18 protein-coding genes and 1 other annotated feature are annotated in these 19,237 nt (G+C 53.3%); of the genes, 12 read left to right on the top strand and 6 right to left on the bottom strand.

Annotated elements, in window-relative coordinates; all coding sequences use genetic code 11:
* Window positions 1–34 precede the first annotated feature (34 nt).
* The 5 genes from V3851_RS14905 (at window position 35) to V3851_RS14885 (ending at window position 6,113) form a co-directional block, all read left to right on the top strand.
* Window positions 35–1,618: a response regulator gene (locus tag V3851_RS14905; RefSeq protein ID WP_331847338.1), complete on the top strand. Its 1,584-nt coding sequence runs from the start codon at window positions 35–37 to the stop codon at window positions 1,616–1,618.
* Between the two features lie 16 nt (window positions 1,619–1,634).
* Window positions 1,635–3,389 carry a sensor histidine kinase gene (locus V3851_RS14900; RefSeq protein ID WP_331847337.1) on the top strand — a complete coding sequence of 585 codons (1,755 nt, stop codon included), beginning with the start codon at window positions 1,635–1,637 and terminating at the stop codon, window positions 3,387–3,389.
* Window positions 3,390–3,540: 151 nt separating this feature from the next.
* Window positions 3,541–3,723 (top strand): hypothetical protein, encoded by a 183-nt coding sequence (locus tag V3851_RS14895; RefSeq protein WP_331847336.1) that lies wholly within the window; start codon window positions 3,541–3,543, stop codon window positions 3,721–3,723.
* A gap of 153 nt (window positions 3,724–3,876) precedes the next feature.
* Window positions 3,877–5,106: an MDR family MFS transporter gene (locus V3851_RS14890; RefSeq protein ID WP_331847335.1), complete on the top strand. Its 1,230-nt coding sequence runs from the start codon at window positions 3,877–3,879 to the stop codon at window positions 5,104–5,106.
* Window positions 5,107–5,843: 737 nt separating this feature from the next.
* Window positions 5,844–6,113, top strand: coding sequence for a hypothetical protein (locus tag V3851_RS14885; protein WP_414859314.1), 270 nt, complete (start codon window positions 5,844–5,846; stop codon window positions 6,111–6,113).
* 444 nt (window positions 6,114–6,557) lie between these two features.
* Here the strand turns inward: V3851_RS14885 and trpS are convergent, their stop codons facing one another.
* Window positions 6,558–7,562 (bottom strand): tryptophan--tRNA ligase, encoded by a 1,005-nt coding sequence (trpS, locus tag V3851_RS14880; protein WP_331847334.1) that lies wholly within the window; start codon window positions 7,560–7,562, stop codon window positions 6,558–6,560.
* Between the two features lie 118 nt (window positions 7,563–7,680).
* Window positions 7,681–7,963 (bottom strand) — a binding site (T-box leader).
* A 175-nt stretch (window positions 7,964–8,138) separates the two neighbouring features.
* Here trpS and V3851_RS14875 point away from each other — a divergent pair.
* The 4 genes from V3851_RS14875 to V3851_RS14860 all read left to right on the top strand — a co-directional run bounded on the left by V3851_RS14875 (window position 8,139) and on the right by V3851_RS14860 (window position 11,535).
* Window positions 8,139–9,263 (top strand): outer membrane lipoprotein-sorting protein, encoded by a 1,125-nt coding sequence (locus V3851_RS14875; protein ID WP_331847333.1) that lies wholly within the window; start codon window positions 8,139–8,141, stop codon window positions 9,261–9,263.
* Window positions 9,264–9,455: 192 nt separating this feature from the next.
* Window positions 9,456–10,640: an alanine racemase gene (gene alr / locus V3851_RS14870; RefSeq protein ID WP_331847332.1), complete on the top strand. Its 1,185-nt coding sequence runs from the start codon at window positions 9,456–9,458 to the stop codon at window positions 10,638–10,640.
* 259 nt (window positions 10,641–10,899) lie between these two features.
* The gene (locus V3851_RS14865; protein WP_018750966.1) at window positions 10,900–11,181 is read left to right on the top strand and encodes a CopG family ribbon-helix-helix protein; all 282 of its coding nucleotides are present in this window, start codon (window positions 10,900–10,902) and stop codon (window positions 11,179–11,181) included.
* Window positions 11,182–11,184: 3 nt separating this feature from the next.
* Complete coding sequence (locus V3851_RS14860) at window positions 11,185–11,535, top strand: type II toxin-antitoxin system PemK/MazF family toxin (protein WP_331847331.1); 351 nt, start codon at window positions 11,185–11,187, stop codon at window positions 11,533–11,535.
* 142 nt (window positions 11,536–11,677) lie between these two features.
* Here V3851_RS14860 and V3851_RS14855 read toward each other — a convergent pair whose 3' ends face one another.
* From V3851_RS14855 to V3851_RS14845, 3 genes are read right to left on the bottom strand one after another with little or no spacing between them, the layout of a single operon-like run.
* Window positions 11,678–12,850, bottom strand: coding sequence for an ABC transporter permease (locus tag V3851_RS14855; protein ID WP_331847330.1), 1,173 nt, complete (start codon window positions 12,848–12,850; stop codon window positions 11,678–11,680).
* Window positions 12,847–13,548, bottom strand: coding sequence for an ABC transporter ATP-binding protein (locus V3851_RS14850; RefSeq protein WP_331847329.1), 702 nt, complete (start codon window positions 13,546–13,548; stop codon window positions 12,847–12,849). The genes V3851_RS14855 and V3851_RS14850 overlap by 4 nt, the downstream gene beginning before the upstream one ends.
* The gene (locus V3851_RS14845) at window positions 13,548–14,876 is read right to left on the bottom strand and encodes an efflux RND transporter periplasmic adaptor subunit (RefSeq protein WP_331847328.1); all 1,329 of its coding nucleotides are present in this window, start codon (window positions 14,874–14,876) and stop codon (window positions 13,548–13,550) included. The genes V3851_RS14850 and V3851_RS14845 overlap by 1 nt, the downstream gene beginning before the upstream one ends.
* Window positions 14,877–15,202: 326 nt before the next feature.
* On the opposite strand from V3851_RS14845, the gene V3851_RS14840 reads away from it, so the two are divergent.
* Window positions 15,203–15,565, top strand: coding sequence for a DUF4190 domain-containing protein (locus V3851_RS14840; protein WP_331847327.1), 363 nt, complete (start codon window positions 15,203–15,205; stop codon window positions 15,563–15,565).
* 167 nt (window positions 15,566–15,732) lie between these two features.
* Window positions 15,733–17,946 (top strand): Tex family protein, encoded by a 2,214-nt coding sequence (locus V3851_RS14835; RefSeq protein ID WP_331847326.1) that lies wholly within the window; start codon window positions 15,733–15,735, stop codon window positions 17,944–17,946.
* A 90-nt stretch (window positions 17,947–18,036) separates the two neighbouring features.
* On the opposite strand, the gene cmpA is transcribed toward V3851_RS14835, so the two are convergent.
* Entirely contained in the window at window positions 18,037–18,174 is a 138-nt protein-coding gene (gene cmpA / locus V3851_RS14830) for a cortex morphogenetic protein CmpA (RefSeq protein ID WP_331847365.1), read from the bottom strand.
* Window positions 18,175–18,278: 104 nt separating this feature from the next.
* On the bottom strand, window positions 18,279–18,632 hold the full coding sequence (locus V3851_RS14825; protein WP_331847325.1) for a hydrolase/acyltransferase: 354 nt from the start codon (window positions 18,630–18,632) through the stop codon (window positions 18,279–18,281).
* Window positions 18,633–18,731: 99 nt separating this feature from the next.
* On the opposite strand from V3851_RS14825, the gene V3851_RS14820 reads away from it, so the two are divergent.
* Window positions 18,732–19,196 (top strand): SprT family protein, encoded by a 465-nt coding sequence (locus V3851_RS14820; RefSeq protein WP_331847324.1) that lies wholly within the window; start codon window positions 18,732–18,734, stop codon window positions 19,194–19,196.
* Window positions 19,197–19,237 lie beyond the last annotated feature (41 nt).

The raw sequence follows: 19,237 nt of genomic DNA, 5'->3' as shown, positions 1-19,237 counted from the left end.
AAAAAAAAGACCAGACATAGGGAGGGATTTCGTCATGTATAAGGTGCTGCTTGCGGATGACGAATTGCTTGACCTGGAAGGCATGAAACGGTTTATCCCCTGGGAACGGCTCGGGATGGAGGTGGTCGAGGCCGTCAGCAACGGCTTTGCGGCTTGCGAGGTGTTAAACCGCCAGGCGGTCGATATTCTGGTGACGGATGTCAATATGCCGAACATGTCCGGATTGGAGCTGGCCAGAATCGCGATTGATAAGAAGCCGAATGTCAGAATCATTTTCGTCAGCGGATATCAGGATTTTCACTATGTCAAAGAAGCGCTGTCGCTGAAGGCCTGCAGCTACGTGCTGAAGCCGATGGACGACGAGGAGCTGATCTCCTCGCTGCTGGCCGCTGCGGAAGAGCTCGGGCTAGAGGAGCGGCAGCGGGAGACGGAGGAGAATTACCGCAGGATGAAGCCGATGGCCCAGAACGATCTGCTCATCCGCTTGCTGGAAGGCGAGCTCGCTTGGGACTCGTCCGGCAGCCTGATGAAATTGGCCGCTTCGTACGGCCTCGACCGATTGCAGGGGCCGCTGCGGGCCGCGGTGCTGGAGATCGACGACTTGCAGTGGCTCAAGGCCGGAGAGAGCGAGCTCGCCGCCGCCCGCGATAAGCTGGAAAACAGTCTAAAGCGGCTCTACGAGATTATATACAGTAACGGGCTGTATAGCTGCAAATTGACGAGAAACCGGATAGCCGTCGTTCTGCATGGCGAGGGACTCGGCCGCTGCCTGGAGGAAATCCGCGGCTCGATCGACGCCACGATTTCGACGGCATTGACGGTGGGCCTGGGGGAAGAAGTGCGGCATATCTCCGATTTGCCGCTTTCTTATAAGCAGGCTTTGGAGGCGCTGGACGGCAAAATGTTTTTCGGCCGCGGGCAGGTGATCAATTACGAGGATGTGCGGAGGGCGCCGGAGCTGAGCGATGCGAAGACGCTGGATATCCGTCTGGATGCCCTGTTCCAGGCGATGACGGATTACGATCTCGTTCGGGTGCATGACGAAATCGACAACCTGTTTAAATCGGTATCCACGCTCCGCTCCAAATTTACGGTTTATAATTTGGCGATGTATATTGTGTTCAAGCTGGATCATTATTTGCAATCCCTGGACGAGGATCTGTTCGAACTGCTCGGGATGGAGCTGCACAGTCTAGACGTCGTGCTGAAGTTCGAGATGATGGGGGACATCCGCTCCTGGCTCGTCCGCAAGGTGTTTGAAATCTCGGAAATGATCCGCAAGAAGCGGGCCACGAAGAACAGCCGCTTGATCCGGGAAATTCTCAAAACGATGAAGGAGCGGATAAAAGAGAATATCACGCTGAAGGATATGGCGGAGCAGTTTTCTTTTTCCCCGAATTATTTGGGCCATTTGTTTAAAGAAGAAGTCGGCAAAAATTTCAGCGAGGTGCTGGTCGGGATGAGAATGGAGCAGGCCCGTGATTTGCTGAAGAACCCGAGCATGAAGATCTATGAGGTCGCCGATCGGGTCGGTTATCGCTATATTCCTTATTTTAGCCGCCAATTCAAGGAAACGTTCGGGATGACACCCATGGAGTTCCGAAAAAAGGATTCGTGACCAGAAGGAGAAGACTATGCCGACTGCAGGGATACCCTCCAAACGACCGAAGTATATCCCGTTTGGCTATAAACTGATGCTCACTTATATGGTATTTATCATTATACCTGTTATCGCGATCGGCTTTTTTTCGCATTCAATGTATCAGGATTCGATCCGCGTTCAAACGCGGAACAATATTCAGGGCACGCTGGTGCAGATGAAGGACAATATCGAATATAAGATGGCGGACGTCGTCCGGATTTCGGATATGTTGTACGGCGACTACTCCCTGATCCAGCAGCTAAGAAATTATGAAAAAGGCTGGGAAAGCTACGAGCGGACGACCAAAATCGTCATGCCCAAATTTTCAATCGCCGTGCATTCCACCGGACTTCATATCGCGATGTTTTTGTTCCTGGCGAACGACACGTATCCCGAAGTGTATTACGGCTCTTTTGCCCAAGAACGGCCGGACCTCCTGGAAGGAAACTTCAATATATACCATCTGAAGCGGATTGAGGAGAAGGCGTGGCATGTGGATTTTCCGCCGGAGCAATTCGGGGAGACCAAAGTATGGCAGCGGGTGGAGCGGGATATGGAATTCAAAAGGATCTCGCTGCTGCGCAGGCTGGTGGATTTCCAAAAACCGCTCGAATTGAAGGAGATCGGATTTATGCGAATCAGCGTCCGGACCGAGGAGTTGTTCCAGGCGGTGGATTACCGGAAGATCGGGAACGGCAGCGCGCTGATCATCAAGGACGAATACGGGAGGGTGCTGTACCGTTCGGGGGAAATGCCGCCATCGCCGAGCGGCGGGCCGAATAATGAAGCGGAATATTTGACGATTACGGAGTCGGTCGGAGACCAGTCATGGCAGCTTACGGCTTTTGTTCCGTTGACGGTCATGGAGCGCGATTCGCAAAAGGTACGGATGTTCATCTTCCTGATCTGCTTCCTGTGCCTCGTCATTTTTACATTCGCGGGGATGTTTATTTCCCGTTATTTCTCGCTGCGGATCAACAAAATCGTCTTCGTCCTCAACGCCTTCCGCGAGGGCGATCTGCGCAAACGGATGGGCTATCGGGGGAAGGACGAGTTCTCACAGATCGCCTCCGCATTGAATGAAATGGGCAGCAACATCGATCGCCTGATCGAGCAGGTCTATGTCGCGCAAATCGAAAAAAAGGAAGCCGAGCTCGAATCGCTGCAAGCTCAAATTAATCCGCATTTTCTCTATAATACTTTATCGTCGATCAGCCGGCTGGCCCAATTCGGTGAGGTCGACAAGCTGCAGCGGATGGTGCTGGATTTGGCGAAATTTTACCGCCTGTCCCTGAATGAAGGACGGACGGTCATTCCGATCCGCAGCGAACTGGAGCAGGTTCAGGCTTATATGAACATCCAGATGACCAAATTCGGCGACTCGGTGTCCGTTTTCTACGATATCGACCCGGAAATCGTTAAATATGTTACCGTCAAATTAATTCTCCAGCCCTTTATCGAGAACGCCTTGGAGCACGGCTGGTTTGGAACTCCGATCCATATCCGTCTTTCCGGCAAAAAGGAAGGGGACGATATCGTCTTTAAAATCATCGACGACGGCATCGGGATGTCACCGGAGTTGATCCGGCAAATTTTCGATCCGGTGGATGGACTCAACACCGGGTTCGGCATCCGGAATGTCCACAGCCGGATTCAGCTTCATTTCGGAGCGCGGTATGGCGTAACGATCGGAAGCAGACCGGGTATCGGCACGACGGTACGAATATTAATTCCGGCCCGGCGCTAGGCTGCGTTAGCCGCGGGGTCTTGGGACCAAAGAGGGGGGATGAAGCTTTTTTCCTGTTTTGTTCGGAAAGTGTTTGCGTGCGCCGGAAAGAGGGTAAGAGAAGAAAGACGATCTTATGAGCCGGTTACCTTCTATGCAAAGGAGTCAGGATATGAATCCGAATCTTAGCGTACATAGCGCCGTACCTTTTTATGACCAGTATCCGAAGCCATTGGCGGTAAATTCGGCGAAAAGACAGGATAACAAGGATACGCCCCTTAGCTTTCAGGAGATTTTACGGGAGAAAATAAAAGCCCGCCAGGAACGGCAGGCCCCCGTTACAGGCAAATTTTAAATCCGGCTTCCCCCTTGCCCGGAGCCACGCTGTAAATCGGCAGCGGCGGTCGGGCTTTTTTTGTTTCTATTAAAATCTTGACAGAATCTGGTTTCTCGGGTTTTAATAGTCCAATAGTTTTGAAAATCCGAGACATCAGGGGAGACCAGGACGATGACAGCGCAATCGCAATTAAGACAAATTCATCCCTTATCATGGACCATCATTGTCGGGACGATCTTTGGCCGGATGGCCACCTCGATGAGCATCCCTTTTCTCTCGATTTACCTGATCGGCAAGCTGGGAGCAACCGCCTCCGAAGCCGGGATCGTAGTCGCCGCCAGCTCGCTGATCGGCGTGTTCGCGAGCTTTTACGGGGGGTATATATCGGACCTGATCGGGCGTAAAAAGGTATTGTTTATTTCGATCTTCGGCTGGGTGTTTGTGTTTGTCGGCTTTGCCTTGGCGAATCAGATTTGGATGTTCTTCGTCATCAACGCCCTGAACGGGCTCTGCCGGTCGATGTTCGAACCGACCTCCCGCGCCCTGCTTGCGGATATTACCCCGCAGGAGAGCAAGCTGCTTGTTTTTAATCTCCGGTATGCCGCCATCAATCTGGGGGTCGTGGCCGGACCGCTTCTCGGCCTGTATATGGGCGCTTCCGAATCGGGAAGCGCGTTCTACATTCCCGCCCTCGTTTACTTTTGCTATGGCGGCGTGCTGGTTTTGCAATTTTTGATACATAAGGATATCGGCGGAGTTAACCGGCAACAATCGGACAGGCTGACGCTTAAGCGAGCGTTCCAGGTAACCGGAAGGGACCGCACCTTTATGTACGTCTTGATCGGTATGATCTTCTGCGTCATGGGATACGGGTATTTCGATTCGACGCTGCCCCAGTATTTGGAGCTTGGTTCGAAATTCGCGAACGGAGCGACATTGTTCGGTTACATGATTTCCCTGAACGCCGTCGTCGTGCTGGCGGTACAGTATCCGCTCGTTCGCTTCGCCAGCCGTTTCTCACCGGTTGCACCGCTGATCGCAGGTAATATTTGCGTCTCCGCCAGCATGTTCGTGTTCGGGGCATCCAGCCATATCTGGATGCTGATGCTGGGCGTAGTTCTGTTTACGGTCGGCGAAGTTCTGATGTTTACGATGACGGATATGCTTGTGGACCGGATTGCCAAGCCCGAGCTCCGGGGCAGTTACTTCGGGATGTTCGGCTTCAATAATCTGGGGAATGTTCTGGCCCCGCTGCTGGGCGGATTTCTTCTGGATGGCCTGGGTGTCCATCGAGCCCTGATCATCTTTGCCATAATGGCCTTGATTACAGCCTTTGGCCTGCCGTTCTTGCTTCTCGGGAAGCGTCATCTGCCGGCGGAGGAGATCGCGAAGGAAGGGTAGAGGACAGCCTGAAGTATTACTGAAAGAAATTCAAAAATATGTCCAAGGAACTACCCTATACATTCCGAATTCTGGCGAATGCGTAAAAAAGTGGGGTGAGAATTGGCGGAAGCCGCGATTTGCTGGCCCGCAGAAACCGGGAAATCGCCGACAGATTCTCTCAAGGCCAATCCATAGACCAACTGGCGGATACTTTCTGCCTTTCCCATGAAAGCATCAAGCGAATTGCGTATACCAAAAGAAAATAATCTTTGGATTTGGCCCGTCGCCATAAGCGGCGGGCTTTTGGCGTATACGAAGAACCTCCGTTGGATTTTTCCAATGAAACTCATTAACAGAGCCCGGATTCTCGGTTTTGCTTGGAAATATCCAATCAGAAATGTCCATTTCGGTTGTTTTTCTTAAAATGAAGCTTGCCTGACTGGATATTTCCATTCTAGGCACGAATAGTTGCGGCGAAGGCAGAACTACATTGTATTTTTCCAATCGTCGAGTCAAAAACAGCTATGAACCGTACTCGGTATATTGCTAAAGGAACGATCTTTTAAAGTCGCGAGCTTAAGCGCTTGCTCCATCGCGGAAGAGGATATCCGGGCAGCGCTTTTGCCATCGAAGGGATGTGGGCACAGAGTAATCCTATGTTACACTGACGAATTTTTAGCCTGTTACCGTGACACATGCCCAATCTTTCCTTGGCGCCGGACGTATACTGTGTTATGACCTATAGGAGGTGAGGGGTGTTGGCGGTGACGGCTCGCGCAAAGCTGGCCCGGAAATATGTGGGCAAACCGGTTCGGATCAAAATGAAAACCGGCGCAGTACTTTACGGTAGGATTGTAAAAGTGAGCGGCGGTAAGCTGTACCTTAAAACGAGCTCGGTTCACAGCAAAGGCAGCAAGGCGCATGCGACATTCGCTCCAATTATTTTGCCGCTCGTGCTGTTTGACCTGCTTGCGATCCTGCTGCTGGAGAGAAGACCGATACGCAGAATACGAAGAATCAGATAGATAACATGCTTCCATTCAAAAGACTGCCGACGAGGGCAGTCTTCTCTTTAATAGTATATCTATTTAGGCGTGTGAATCCTTAAAGCTATCTTCTTCTTTTGCGCTTTGTACTCGAAACGTAGCACATTTCATCTCTGACACTAACCTTGTAAAAATGTTGCGGCACGGGAACGCAATGATGTTGTCTAATGATCTCAATAGGATGGATCACCTGAACGATTTGAGGGTGAAAAAAGTTCTGGTAAACCGGTACGGGCGGATCTACAACCGTTTGGGTTGGGCATGTCGGGCAGAATGACATTACATCATCTCCTATATTAGTGACTATTTATAAGTGACTTTAGGATAATGTATGCACTTCGTGACAGCTTGCCTGTTCATTTGTCCTTGCTATTGACCCGAGGCCCGGATTTTCCCGGGTCTCGAATCTGTATCTTCTCCGCTTCAAGCCCGGAAATAATCAAGACCCATCGCTTCCCGCACTTCGGCGAGCGTTTCCTTCGCGATGCCTCGCGCGCGCCGCGTTCCCACGATGAGGATCTCGTCGACCAGGTCCGGCTTCCCCGCATAACGGGCGCGCCGCTCACGCATCGGCTCCAGCAGCAGATCGAGCGTCAGCGTAATACGCCGCTTGCATTCGGTGCAACCGATGGTGCCGCGTTCGCAGTTTTCGCGGATTTCCGGGGCCTGGTCCGCCCCGAATACCTTGTGATAAGCGTAAATCGGACATACCTCGGGATGTCCGGGATCGTGCTTGCGCACCCGGGCCGGGTCGGTCACCGCCCGGCGGACTTTCAGGGCCAGCTCCTCCGACGAGCTGGCCAGCTCGATCGCATTGCCGAGGCTCTTGCTCATTTTCGCGTTCCCGTCCGTACCGACAAGCCGCGGCGAGTCGCTGATCAAGGCCCGCGGCTCTGGAAACACCGGCCGGTACAGTTCGTTAAATCGGCGTGTAACCTTCCGGGCAAGCTCCAAATGAGGGAGCTGATCCTCCCCGGCCGGCACGACCGTCGCTTTACAGAAGGCGATGTCCGCCGCCTGACTGACCGGGTACCCTAGGAAGCCGTAATACAGCTCATCCAGGCCGCTGCCTTTCGATTCGGCCTTAACTGTCGGATTATGGCGCAGGGCATTGACTGTGACGAACATAGAGAAGAACACGGTCAGTTCGGCGATTTCCGGTACCATGGACTGGACGAAGATCGTTGCTTGATTTGGATCTACGCCCGCCGCCAAATAGTCGAGCGCCACTTCGCGCAGATGCACGCTGATGGACTCCGGCCGCTCAAAATGCGTTGTCAGCGCCTGAATGTCCGCGAGCAGAATCATAGTATCGTACTTGTTTTGCAGGTGAACCCGGTTTTGCAAACTCCCGGCGTAATGGCCGAGGTGCAGCTTGCCGGTCACCCGGTCGCCGGTGAGCACCCGCTCTTTGCCAACTTGGTTCATTCGATTTCCTCCTTAAATTCGAGAGCTTCTTCTTTACCGACCAACGGCACCACCACCAGCCATCTTCCACGGCCATCACCTCCTTAAAAGAATTCGGAAAATAAAAAAAACTCCACCCCATAAGGACGAAGTTTCTCGCGTTGCCACCTTAGTTGACCGTTCCGACTCCGGCGAGGGGAAACGGCCATCTCATCAAGGTACGGAGCATGATTGCGGCTCTTATACCTGTCCCTTGATAACGGCGGGAATCCCGGCTTCTCCTACTTTCATCCTGAAAAGGACGGGTTCGGCAAAGCAACTCCAAAGGCCATTCGAGTAAACGCGCGATACCGGTTTGCAGCAGCCACCGGCTCTCTGTTATCGTCATCGTCAGTCTACTTACCCTTTATCACGGTTGTTCGCATTTATAAAAAACATTCTACATCCACTATATTCATACGGTCAATCCCCGATCATACCGCCGTTTCCAGGTAAATGAGCCGATCCGGTCAAGCCGGAACTCGTCTGCATAATCGGCCAAGTTGCCTCATAGACATGTATCAGTTTAGGAAATCAAACTGCAGAGGGGATGATCTCATGCGTCGGATCGCAAGGATGCTGACGATTTTGATCGTATTAAGCATCGTACTGGCCGCATGCGGGAAAAAGGATGCCGCCGGCGTCGTCAAGGATTTGGACAAAGTGGTTACCAAAATGGAAAGCTATCAGGGCTCCGGCACCATGACACTGTTTACCGGCGACAAGCCCCAGGAGTACAAGGTCGAGGTCTGGTATCAGAACCCGTCCTTTTACCGGATCGCGCTCACTAATGACGAGAAGGACGTGACCCAGATCGTGCTCCGCAATGAACAGGGCGTGTATGTCCTGACGCCTAGCCTGAACAAGAGCTTTCGCTTCCAGAGCGATTGGCCGGAAAATCAAGGGCAGGTATACCTGTACCAGACGCTGGTCCGCAGCATCCTGAGCGACAACTCCCGCCAGTTCGCAAGCGAAAAGGACAATTATGTGTTTGAAGTGGCGGCCAATTACAACACCCATGCGTTGGTCCGCCAGAAAATCTGGCTGGCCAAGGACAATTATGCGCCAAAACAAGTGCAAGTATCGGACTCCCAGGCTAAAGTGGTGGTCGAAGTCAAATTCGATAAATTCGATTTCAACCCCAAGTTCGAGAGCAATTCCTTCGATATGCAGCATAATCTGGATGCGGCCGCTCAGGATGCCAAGGGCACGCTGCTGGAGGTCGACGAGAACGGCATGCTGGTGGAAAAAGCGCAGGAAACAAGCCTGGATGATCCCGCATCGGAAGGCACGGCTGCAGGAGGGAATGCCGAAGGTGAAGATTCCGCTTTGCCCGCATTGTCCGATCCTTTCGGCGTAATCATTCCAACCTATTTGCCGGACGGAGTGGTATATCAGGACGATAAAATCGTGGAAGACAGCGACCGGAGCCTCGTACTGCTACGTTATAACGGTACATATCAATTTACGCTCACGGAAGCGCGCTCGCCTGACCGGACGGCGTCGCTCGTTCCCGGGGAACTGGTTGACCTGGGCTTCACCGCCGGACTTCTGACCGGAGAAGAACTGAAGACCTTGACCTGGACCACGGACGGACTGGAATTCCGCATTACGAGCGATGATCTTCCCGTCACCGAAATGGTGAAGATCGCCGCTTCTATGCAGGACCAAACGGGTAAATAATATAGTATGGCAGGCGGAGTACGGCTGTTCCGGAGGTTGGCTATTTCCTGGAACCTGCGTATCCGCCTTTTCCTCATTTTGGGCCTTTCGTGGATTTGACAGCCGCTCCCCGGGACATTACCATTAGTGTATTGTCGGAGTAAACGCAAGTTTGAGTATGGACTGTCAAACATTAGAGAAGGTGACCTACAAGTGCAAGTGAAGTATCGACCAACCCAAGCGGTTATAGATTTGGACGCGTTGTATTCGAATTATAGAGAACTGCGGCAGGGGCTGCCGGCGGACATGAAATTGCTCGCATGTGTAAAGGCTAATGCCTATGGACATGGTGCCGTTGTCGTGTCGCAGGAACTTGAACGCTACGGCGCGGATTACCTCAGCGTCGCTTTTTTGGACGAAGCGCTGGAACTGCGCCGTGCCGGCATCAAGCTCCCGATCCTGGTTCTGGGATACACGCCGCCGCATGGCGTACAAACCGCATGGGAGCACGACATCACGCTGACTTTGTTCAGTCGGGAAGTGCTGGAGGCGATCCGGGCCCTTGATCCTGCGGAATTTCCGCATAAACTGAAGGTCCATATCAAAATCGACTCCGGAATGGGACGTCTGGGCTTGCTGCCCGGAGAAGATGTGGCCCTTTTCGTGACCGAAGCGCTGCAAATTCCGCATGTGGAAGTGGAGGGCTTGTATACTCACTATGCCACGGCGGACGAAGAAGACAAGAGCTATACATTGGAACAGTATCGGCGTTTTCAGGACGTGGTGAACGCGCTGCGGGAGCATGGAATTCATATCCCGATTATACATACGGGCAATAGCGCCATCGCCATTGATATGCCGGAAATATCTTGCCAAATGGTGAGAATCGGCATCGCCTTGTACGGTCTGTACCCGTCGGATGAGGTCGGGCGGGATCGTATCCGGCTTACCCCGGTATTGTCGCTGAAATCGGAATTGGTCAGGGTCAAAACGCTGCCGCCGAATTCCGCTATCAGCTACGGGGCGAGATACGTGACCGACCGGGAAGAAACCATCGGCACATTGCCGATCGGCTATGCCGACGGTTATTCCCGGATGCTCGGCGGCAAAGCGCAAGTATTGATACGCGGACACCGCGTTCCTGTGGTCGGGACCATTTGCATGGACCAATGTATGGTATCGCTACAACCTTTGGCTGACAAAGCCGAAGAAATCCAAGCCGGCGAGGAGGTTGTACTCATCGGCCAGCAGTCCGGCGGCTGCATTACCGCAGACGAACTGGCTTCCGCATTAGGAACCATCCACTACGAACTGATTTGCATGCTGGCTCACCGGGTCCCGAGACTATATACCCGGGCCGGAAAACCGGATAATCTGGTAAATCCTCTGCTGACCTAAGAAAAACGGGCAGCTCTGACAAAAACCAACAAAACTTTTTTCCCGAATGAAGGATTTTATGCCGGGACTAGCGAATGAATAAAACATGGAAATGATCAGGTATGTACGGCAATGTCATTTTTGTTTATAATGATATGCATCATACTTGATATACTCACGGCATATACTTCTTTTGTATATATTTCCTTGAATAAAGCAATACTGAGTCATATGGTCAAGGGGTACTAGGGTCTACAAGGTTTTGGGGGTGGAAGTAAGGATGGCCAACATGCACAATACCAAAAGAATTATGATTAGTTTACCGGATCATCTTTTACAGGAAGTGGATGGAATCGTTGCAATGGAAAATTCCAATCGCAGCGAGCTGATCAGGCAAGCCATGAAGCTGTATTTGAATGAGCGGAAGAAACGTTTTATCCGCGAATCGATGCAGCGGGGCTATATGGAGATGGCGAAGATTAACCTATCCATGGCCTCTGAAGCATTCCATGCGGAGGAAGATGCAGACATCACTCTGGACCGCCTAGTAAGCGGGGTGTAACCATTGATCGTAAAGCGCGGTGACGTTTTTTTTGCTGACCTCTCCCCTGTGGTGGGTTCCGAGCAGGGCGGGGTAAGACCAGTGCTTATTATCCAGAATGATATCGGCAACCGATTCAGCCCGACGGCGATCGTTGCCGCCATCACGGCGCAAATCCAGAAAGCGAAGCTGCCGACTCATGTCGAGATCGATGCGGCTACGCACGGATTTGACCGGGATTCCGTTATTTTGCTGGAGCAAATCCGAACGATCGACAAACAGAGACTTACGGACAAAATCACGCATTTAGACGAAGAGACGATGAAGAAAGTGAACGAGGCTTTGCTGATCAGTCTCGGTTTAATTGACTTTTGAATATAGAGCCGGGCAGGTCGTTGTGGGCCTGTTCGCAGCGGCGCCTGAACATGAATGTTCGGGCGTTTTTTTTCGTTAAAAAAGCAGTGATCGTCCCGCGTTCGGGAAACGATCACTGCTTTTTGTTTTTTTGAATATCTTATCAGTCCGTCCGCAGGGCGTAGATCGGCCGCAGCTTGGCCGCTTTGTTCGCCGGAATCATGCCAAACACGATGCCGATGAACAAAGAGAAAGCGAATGAAAATACAACGATGAATGTGCCTACGCTGGCGGTTAAGCTCGTATAATGGGTTATTAACGCGCAGGTACCATATCCGATGCCTATTCCGATAAGCCCCCCGAGTCCGCTGAGCGCCGTCGATTCAACCATGAACTGCATCAGAATGTCTCTCTTCTTGGCGCCGATCGCTTTGCGTACGCCGATTTCCCTTGTTCTTTCGCTGACCGAGACCAGCATGATGTTCATAATCCCGATCCCGCCGACGAGCAGGGAAATGCCGGCGATCCCGCCGAGCGCCGCCGAGAGCATGCCGGTGATCGAACCGAGCGTATCCATCATTTCCTGGGCGCTAAAGATCGAATACGCATTCTCGGCTTGCAAAAACTTCTCGTCCAGCCAAGCTTCCAATCGGGTTTGCGTGTCTTCGACCACTTCCGTCGAGTCCGCCTGCACCGTGATGGAACGAATGCCGCGGCTTTGCAGAAACCGCTCCGCCGTTGTGATCGGTATGAGGATTTTGTCGTCGTTGGAACCCGTGATCCCGCTGCCTTTGGATTCGAGCAGCCCGACGATTTTAAAGCTTGAACCGTTCAACTGGATCGTCTCGCCTACCGGATTGTCGGCCCCGAAAAAATCGCTGGCCACTTCGGTGCCGATCAAGGCTACCTTCATCCGGTATTCGTTGTCGATATCGAGAATATAACGACCGTCTTGAACGTGGAAGTCTTGCACATCCTCATAGGAAGGGGATATCCCTTCAATCGAGTAAGAATCGTTGGTCGTTCCCTTTTTGACGGTGGCCGAGCCGCTGACGACCGGGGATACGGCCTTGACCCCTTCGATATCGTTCAGGCTTTGGACTTCTTCATAGGTCAGCGAGGTCGTGGCCCCGCGGCCCATGATGCTCACGGTAAGCAAATCGGTACCGAGCCCTTCGAGCTGATCCGTGATCGTAGAAGTCGTTCCCTGGCCGACGGAAACCAATATGATGACGGACGAAACGCCGATGATGATGCCGAGCATCGTCAGGAAGGATCTTACTTTATTCCCGATGATGCTTTTCACGGCCATCTTGATGCTTTGATAAATATTCAAACCGCAGCCCCCCGATCTTCGACAATCCGGCCGTCCATGATGCGAATGATCCGCTCGGCTTGCTCCGCGATGGAAAGGTCGTGCGTAATGATAATAATCGTATGGCCCAGTTTATTTAGTTCCTTCATCGTATTCATGACTTCGACGCCGGTTTTGCTGTCGAGAGCGCCTGTGGGTTCGTCAGCCAGCAGCACCGGCGGCTTGCCGGCGATGGCCCTGGCGATGGCGACCCGCTGCTGCTGACCCCCGGACATCTGGGAGGGACGGTTGTACATCCGGTTTTCCAGGCCGACCAGACTAAGCGCCTCCTCCACGGACTTTTTCCGTTCGCGGAAAGGCACATTCCGGTAAATCAGCGGCAGCTCCACATTTTCAAAGGCGGTCAATTTGGGCAGCAGATTGTACTGCTGAAAAATAAAGCCTATTTTTTCATTTCGTATACCCGCCAGCTTGTTGTCGGACAATTTTCTTACATCCTGTCCGTCCAATAAGTAAATTCCTTCATTGGCGACATCCAGACAGCCGAGCATATTCATGAGAGTGGATTTCCCCGAACCGGAAGGGCCGATGATGGCCACGAATTCACCGTGGTTGATTTTAAATGAGATGTCCTGCAATACAGGCATCATCTCTCCCGCCATCATATAGCCGTGTCCCAAATTGCTGACTTCGATCAGCGGCTGTTGTGGGTTGGTCATTATCTTCCACCCCCGCCTCCGCCGAAGCCGCCCCCGCCGGGTGTACCGCCGCCGGGACCGCCGCCTTCAAAGCCACCGCCACCGCCGCCGAAGCCGCCGCCCATTTGGCCTTGCATTTGCTGTTGGGCCGAAGCCGCGCCGGAGCTATTGCCCAGTACGGTCGGAATTACGACTTCGTCGCCTTCGTTTAATCCGCTGACGATTTCGATCGTGCTTTCGTCGTGGACGCCGACTTCAACTTCCTTCATGTTGCCGCGAGAGGCTCCTTCGGCGCCCTGACCTCCTTTGTCGCTTGGAGCGCCTTCCGCCTGGGCCTTGTCGCCTTGCGGCTGCACTTCATCCGCAGCAGGCGGAGCCGCCGCTTCTTTGTCACCGGAATCGCCGTCAGCCGAGCCGCCGTTTGGCAGCATCACTATGTATTTGTCGCCCCGTTGCTGTACGGCTTCGATCGGGAGGGTCAAAATATCGTTTTTCTCGTTCAAAATGACGGTAGCTTCCGCCGACATGCCGACCCGGACCCCGTCGGATTTAAGCAGTTTGATCGTGACATCAAATAAAGATACGCCGTTGGACGCCACTCCTTCGTCGGCGATATCCGAAACCTCGCCTTCAAATGTTTGACCCGGAAGTGCATCGATCTCAACCGTCGATTTCATGCCCAGCGCCACTTCCGGAATATCGAGCTCGTCGACTTGAATCTTCACGCTTAAGTCTTGATAATTGTTGATCACGAACAATTCGTCGCCGTTTTTGGCTTGTTCGCCCTCCGTGATATTCACTGTGGTGATCGTTCCGTCGATCGGCGAAGTCAAAGGATCGGGAGCGATCATATCCTCTTTAATAGAGGCGATTTCCTTCTCCACGTCCGCGATATTCAATTCCTGCTTGGTGATTGACTTTTTGGTGGCATTCAATGCTTCGTCGTCTGCCCCTTCTTGCACTTGCCGTTTGTATTGCTCCTGCAAATCTTCGAGATCAAGCTTTTGGGACTTAAGGGATCTTTCCTGGGATTCAAGACTGTCGGCCAAATCGGCGGCTTCAAAGGTCAGAAGGACTTGTCCCTTTTTGACGATGTCCCCTTCTTCGACCAACACTTCCTTGACCTTTCCTTCATCTTTGGTACGAACGGTCTCGCTGACCGTGGAAGTTACCGAGCCGGAACCCGCAACGCTGACCACAATATTCCCCTTCGTTACTTTGGTGGTGTTTACGGTAGGAGCCGCCGCCTCATTTTGCTTGTCCGGACGCAGGCTCAGAATAAGGATCACGATGATGGCGATAAGTACCACCGCTCCAATGCCGATCCATAGCCATTTCTTTTGTTTCATCTCATCACTCCAACTTTCTTACAAAAAATGATAATCATGCTGTCTCCAGGCGGAATAAACCGTACTCATCTCATCCAAAGCAAAGATACTAAGCTGGCAACAATTTACATCACATCCTTCTTTATGGTTCACCCGGTAAAAACAGGTCAAAATTTTAGATGAAATTTATTCTATCTTACAACAATTAAATGAAAGTAATATTAAATGAAGCTGAAAATAAACTGAAAGTAAGCGGTTCCGAGTGAAATAAATCCAAAAATTTGGTGACAGTCCAAGCAGGGATACGTTACAATAGGAAATATTGAGGTTAGCGGAGGTATTTTTGAATGGATCAAAATCAGACAGACTATCAATACACAACCTTTAACAATTATCAGGGAGGCTTCCCGCCCCCGCCGCCGGCACCGCCGAAGACGAACGGCAAATCGATCGCCTCGCTCGTTCTCGGCATCATGTCGCTCGTGGTTCCGTACATAGGCTTTATTTTGGGGATTGTCGCTATTGTATTTGCCAGCATGTCGTTTAAAGAGCTCAAAAGAACCGGGGAGCAGGGACGCGGACTATCGATCGCCGGGCTGGTTTGCGGGATTATCGGCACCGTGCTGTACGCTATTCTTATCTTAATCGTAGTTTTGGCCTTTGTGATGTTTGCGACGGTTGATTCGGGTAGTATTTATACCAATTTCTAAAATCAATTTTGGAGCACCGCTGCCGGTAACACGGCCGCGGTGTTTTCGTCTTTTTCGGGAATGGAGCGGTAGTTTGGACGACCCGACAACGTCACCAGGCTGGAAAAGGCGGCTTGATTTTGTGATAATAAAGGAATAACGCATTTTTTAATGAAAGAGGGATTCCATTGCCGCAATCGGATACGATCGAAACAGTGGGGAAGAACGAGGCGGAGGAGCGCGAACGGATCGTGCAGCAGGTCGCCAAAGAGCTTAACCTGTCCTTGAAGCAGGTGCGGACGACCATATCGCTGCTGGACGAAGGGAATACGATTCCGTTTATCGCCCGCTACCGGAAAGAGATGACCGGCGAGCTGGACGAGAACCAGCTTCGCGATATCGAAGAGCGCAATCATTATCTCCGGAATCTGGAGGACCGCAAGCACGAGGTCATCCGGATTATCGCGGAGCAGAATAAATTGACGGAGGAGCTGGAGGCGGCGATCCGCAAGGCGGTTAAGCTCCAGGAAGTGGAGGACCTGTACCGCCCTTATCGGCAGAAGCGGAAAACGCGGGCCAGCGTGGCCAAAGAGAAGGGATTGGAGCCGCTTGCGGAATGGCTTCTGTCCCAGCCGAAGCAGGGCGATCCGTTGGCTGAGGCAGCCAAGTATATCGACCCGGACAAGGGTGTGGAAACGGCGGAGGAAGCGCTGCAGGGCGCGATGGATATCGTGGCCGAAAGCATCGCCGACGAAGCGGCGACCCGGGCATGGGTCCGCAAATATACGATGGAACACGGGATGATGGTGTCCGAGGCCAAGGCGCCCGAGGCGGAATCCGTGTACGAGATGTATTACAATTACCGGGAATCGGCCAAAAAAATGCCGTCCCACCGCATCCTGGCCATGAACCGCGGCGAGCGCGAGGACGTGCTGAAGGTTTCGCTGGAGGTTGACGCGGAGATGATTCACCGCCATATCGCCGGGCGCTGGATTAAAGGCGGCTCCGCGACGAGCGGCGTGCTCCAGTCGACGATCGAGGACGCTTATAAGCGTCTGATCGCTCCCTCGATCGAGCGCGAGGTCCGCGGCGAGCTGACGGAAAGAGCCGAGCAGCAGGCGATCACGATCTTCGCGGCCAATCTGCGCAGCCTGCTGCTGCAGCCGCCGGTCCGCGGCAAATGCGTGCTCGGCGTCGATCCGGCGTACCGGACCGGCTGCAAGCTTGCCGTCGTGGACGATACCGGCAAGCTGCTGGAGGTCGCGGTGGTCTATCCGACGCCGCCGAACAACAAGAAGCGCGAGGCGGCGGCCAAGGTGGGCGAGCTGATCGACAGGTACGGCGTGTCGCTGATTGTCATCGGCAACGGCACCGCGTCGCGTGAAACGGAGCAATTCATCGCCGAGGTGATTGCGGAGCGCAAGGGCAAGGAGCTCGCTTACCTGATCGTGAACGAGGCCGGAGCGAGCGTGTACTCCGCGTCCAAGCTGGCGCAGGAGGAGTTCCCCGATCTCGACGTCGCGGAGCGGAGCGCGGTGTCCATCGCCCGCCGGCTGCAGGACCCGCTGGCCGAGCTGGTCAAAATCGAGCCGAAGGCGATCGGGGTCGGGCAGTACCAGCACGACGTCTCCCAGAAGCAGCTTGACGAGAGTCTGACCGCGGTGGTCGAATCCGCGGTCAACCACGTCGGCGTCGACGTCAATACGGCTTCGCCGTCGCTGCTCTCGTACGTGTCGGGGGTCAACGCGACGACGGCGAAGAATATCGTCAAGTTCCGTGAAGAGAACGGACGGTTCCAAAGCCGCAAACAGCTGCAGAAGGTGCCGCGGCTCGGCGCAAAGACGTACGAGCAGTGCATCGGGTTTATGCGGATCAACGGCGGCGAGCATCCGCTGGATCGGACCCCGATTCACCCCGAATCGTACGACGTGGTGAGCCGGCTGTTCGCGGAGCTGGGCGTCGGCCTCGACCAGCTCGGCTCCAAGGAGCTGGCGGCGCGGCTGGCCGCGCTGAAGCCGGAGGAGCTGGCCGAGCGGCTGGAGGTCGGCGTCCCGACCCTGCGCGACATCCTGGACAGCCTCCAGCGTCCGGGCCGCGATCCGCGCGAGGAGCTGCCGCTGCCGATCTTCCGCACCGATGTGCTGAAGATCGAGGATTTGGCGCCGGGCATGGAGCTCCAGGGCACTGTGCGCAATGTGATCGATTTCGGTGCCTTTGTCGATATCGGCATCAAGAATGACGGCCTCGTGCACATTTCGCAACTGAGCAAGAGCTTCGTCAAGCATCCGATGGACGTCGTATCCGTCGGCGACACCGTTACTGTCTGGGTGCTGAGTGTCGACGTGAAAAAGGGACGGGTCGGACTGACGATGGTATCGCCGCAGGACAGTAAGGCTCAGTAGCCGCCGGCCCTTGCATATTGGACACAAAACAAGCCCGCCGTTCCCCGGCGGGCTTTCGTTTTCGGTCAGATTGTCGCCACTCTTCATAGCTTACTGAAGTTTGCCGGATGCGTTATCGGCGTCCCGGCGATTGTAATAAAAAAACCAGCAATCATTGAGCAGCATAATCTGGCGGCGGTCGCGCTTATGAAAAGCGCGCATAATCTGGTTGCTGAGCCATTTGGGCAACACGATCTCCTCCTCCGCATTCTTAGTAGCTAAGATATGGGGAGATGCCGGAAACGGTGCAGGTCCAATGCCGGAACGGCTAACCGCCGGCCACGGAAGAGGGTTTAAGCGATTCCTTCCTCTTCGTACCACTGCTCCATCTGCGCCTGCAGGGCGCGGATTTCCGTCAGCAGCGAGATTAGCGGATAGTTCTCCTCGCGGATCGCGGAGAAAGCCGCTTCCAGTTCATTTATATAATCCAAACCGCTCGTAATTTGCAGCGATTCATCGAGCAGCTCAAGCTTGTCGCATTCCGCAATCGCCAGCGGCAATGCCGGCACCTCATCCGCCGTCAGCTTGTCGATTTCCTTATTCAGGCGCAGATTCAGTGCGCTCAACTGATAGGCGTAATCGCCGGGCATTTCGACGAACAACAAGCTTTGATCCTGCTGCAAAATAACGTATCTCATAACGGCCATGTCACCATAATCTCCTTTTTCCTTCATTCTACTTGACAGTGTATCGTAAGCCGAAGTTAAAATTCAAGTATACTTATAGAAAAGAGGGGAGGGTAACCGATGAACGACGAGCAGCTTCAAACCTGGGTCGAGGAGATTTCGTTACGAAGTTTCGGCGTGCCGTTCCGCCATCGGGCCAAGTTTAACGGGCGGCTGCGGACGACCGGGGGAAGGTATTTTATGAAGACGCATCATATCGAGATCAATCCGGCTCAGCTTGAAGCCTATGGAACCGAAGAAGTGGAGCGCATCATCAAGCATGAATTGTGCCATTACCATCTTCATCTGTCGGGGAGAGGCTACCGTCACCGCGATCCCGAATTCAAAGCGCTGTTGAATCAAGTCGGTGGCAGCCGCTACTGCCAGTCCCTGCCCGGCCGCGCCAAGCGCAAACCGCTGCCTTATCGTTATAAGCTGGTCTGCAATCGCTGCGGGATGGAGTATCTTCGCAAACGCCGGGTTGATCCGGAGCGTTACCGGTGCGGGAAATGCAGAGGTGTGCTACAATTAAGCAGTCTGCAATAGACAATGATGATTTAGGGGAGTGATTACCATGGCCAAATCCA

The organism is Paenibacillus haidiansis (assembly GCF_036553665.1).
GTDB classification, from domain to species: Bacteria; Bacillota; Bacilli; order Paenibacillales; family Paenibacillaceae; genus Fontibacillus; species Fontibacillus haidiansis.
The sequence above is the reverse complement of the archived record's forward strand: the minus strand, read 5'-3'. Positions and strand labels throughout refer to the sequence as shown.

What these genes read in the sequence shown, in the direction of transcription:
- V3851_RS14905 (WP_331847338.1), top strand. Translation starts at nt 35, where the DNA reads ATGTATAAGGTGCTGCTTGCGGATGACGAATTGCTTGACCTGGAAGGC.
- V3851_RS14900 (WP_331847337.1), top strand. Translation starts at nt 1,635, where the DNA reads ATGCCGACTGCAGGGATACCCTCCAAACGACCGAAGTATATCCCGTTT.
- V3851_RS14895 (WP_331847336.1), top strand. Translation starts at nt 3,541, where the DNA reads ATGAATCCGAATCTTAGCGTACATAGCGCCGTACCTTTTTATGACCAG.
- V3851_RS14890 (WP_331847335.1), top strand. Translation starts at nt 3,877, where the DNA reads ATGACAGCGCAATCGCAATTAAGACAAATTCATCCCTTATCATGGACC.
- trpS (WP_331847334.1), bottom strand. Translation starts at nt 7,562, where the DNA reads ATGAACCAAGTTGGCAAAGAGCGGGTGCTCACCGGCGACCGGGTGACC.
- V3851_RS14875 (WP_331847333.1), top strand. Translation starts at nt 8,139, where the DNA reads ATGCGTCGGATCGCAAGGATGCTGACGATTTTGATCGTATTAAGCATC.
- V3851_RS14865 (WP_018750966.1), top strand. Translation starts at nt 10,900, where the DNA reads ATGGCCAACATGCACAATACCAAAAGAATTATGATTAGTTTACCGGAT.
- V3851_RS14850 (WP_331847329.1), bottom strand. Translation starts at nt 13,548, where the DNA reads ATGACCAACCCACAACAGCCGCTGATCGAAGTCAGCAATTTGGGACAC.
- V3851_RS14845 (WP_331847328.1), bottom strand. Translation starts at nt 14,876, where the DNA reads ATGAAACAAAAGAAATGGCTATGGATCGGCATTGGAGCGGTGGTACTT.
- V3851_RS14840 (WP_331847327.1), top strand. Translation starts at nt 15,203, where the DNA reads ATGGATCAAAATCAGACAGACTATCAATACACAACCTTTAACAATTAT.
- V3851_RS14825 (WP_331847325.1), bottom strand. Translation starts at nt 18,632, where the DNA reads ATGGCCGTTATGAGATACGTTATTTTGCAGCAGGATCAAAGCTTGTTG.
- V3851_RS14820 (WP_331847324.1), top strand. Translation starts at nt 18,732, where the DNA reads ATGAACGACGAGCAGCTTCAAACCTGGGTCGAGGAGATTTCGTTACGA.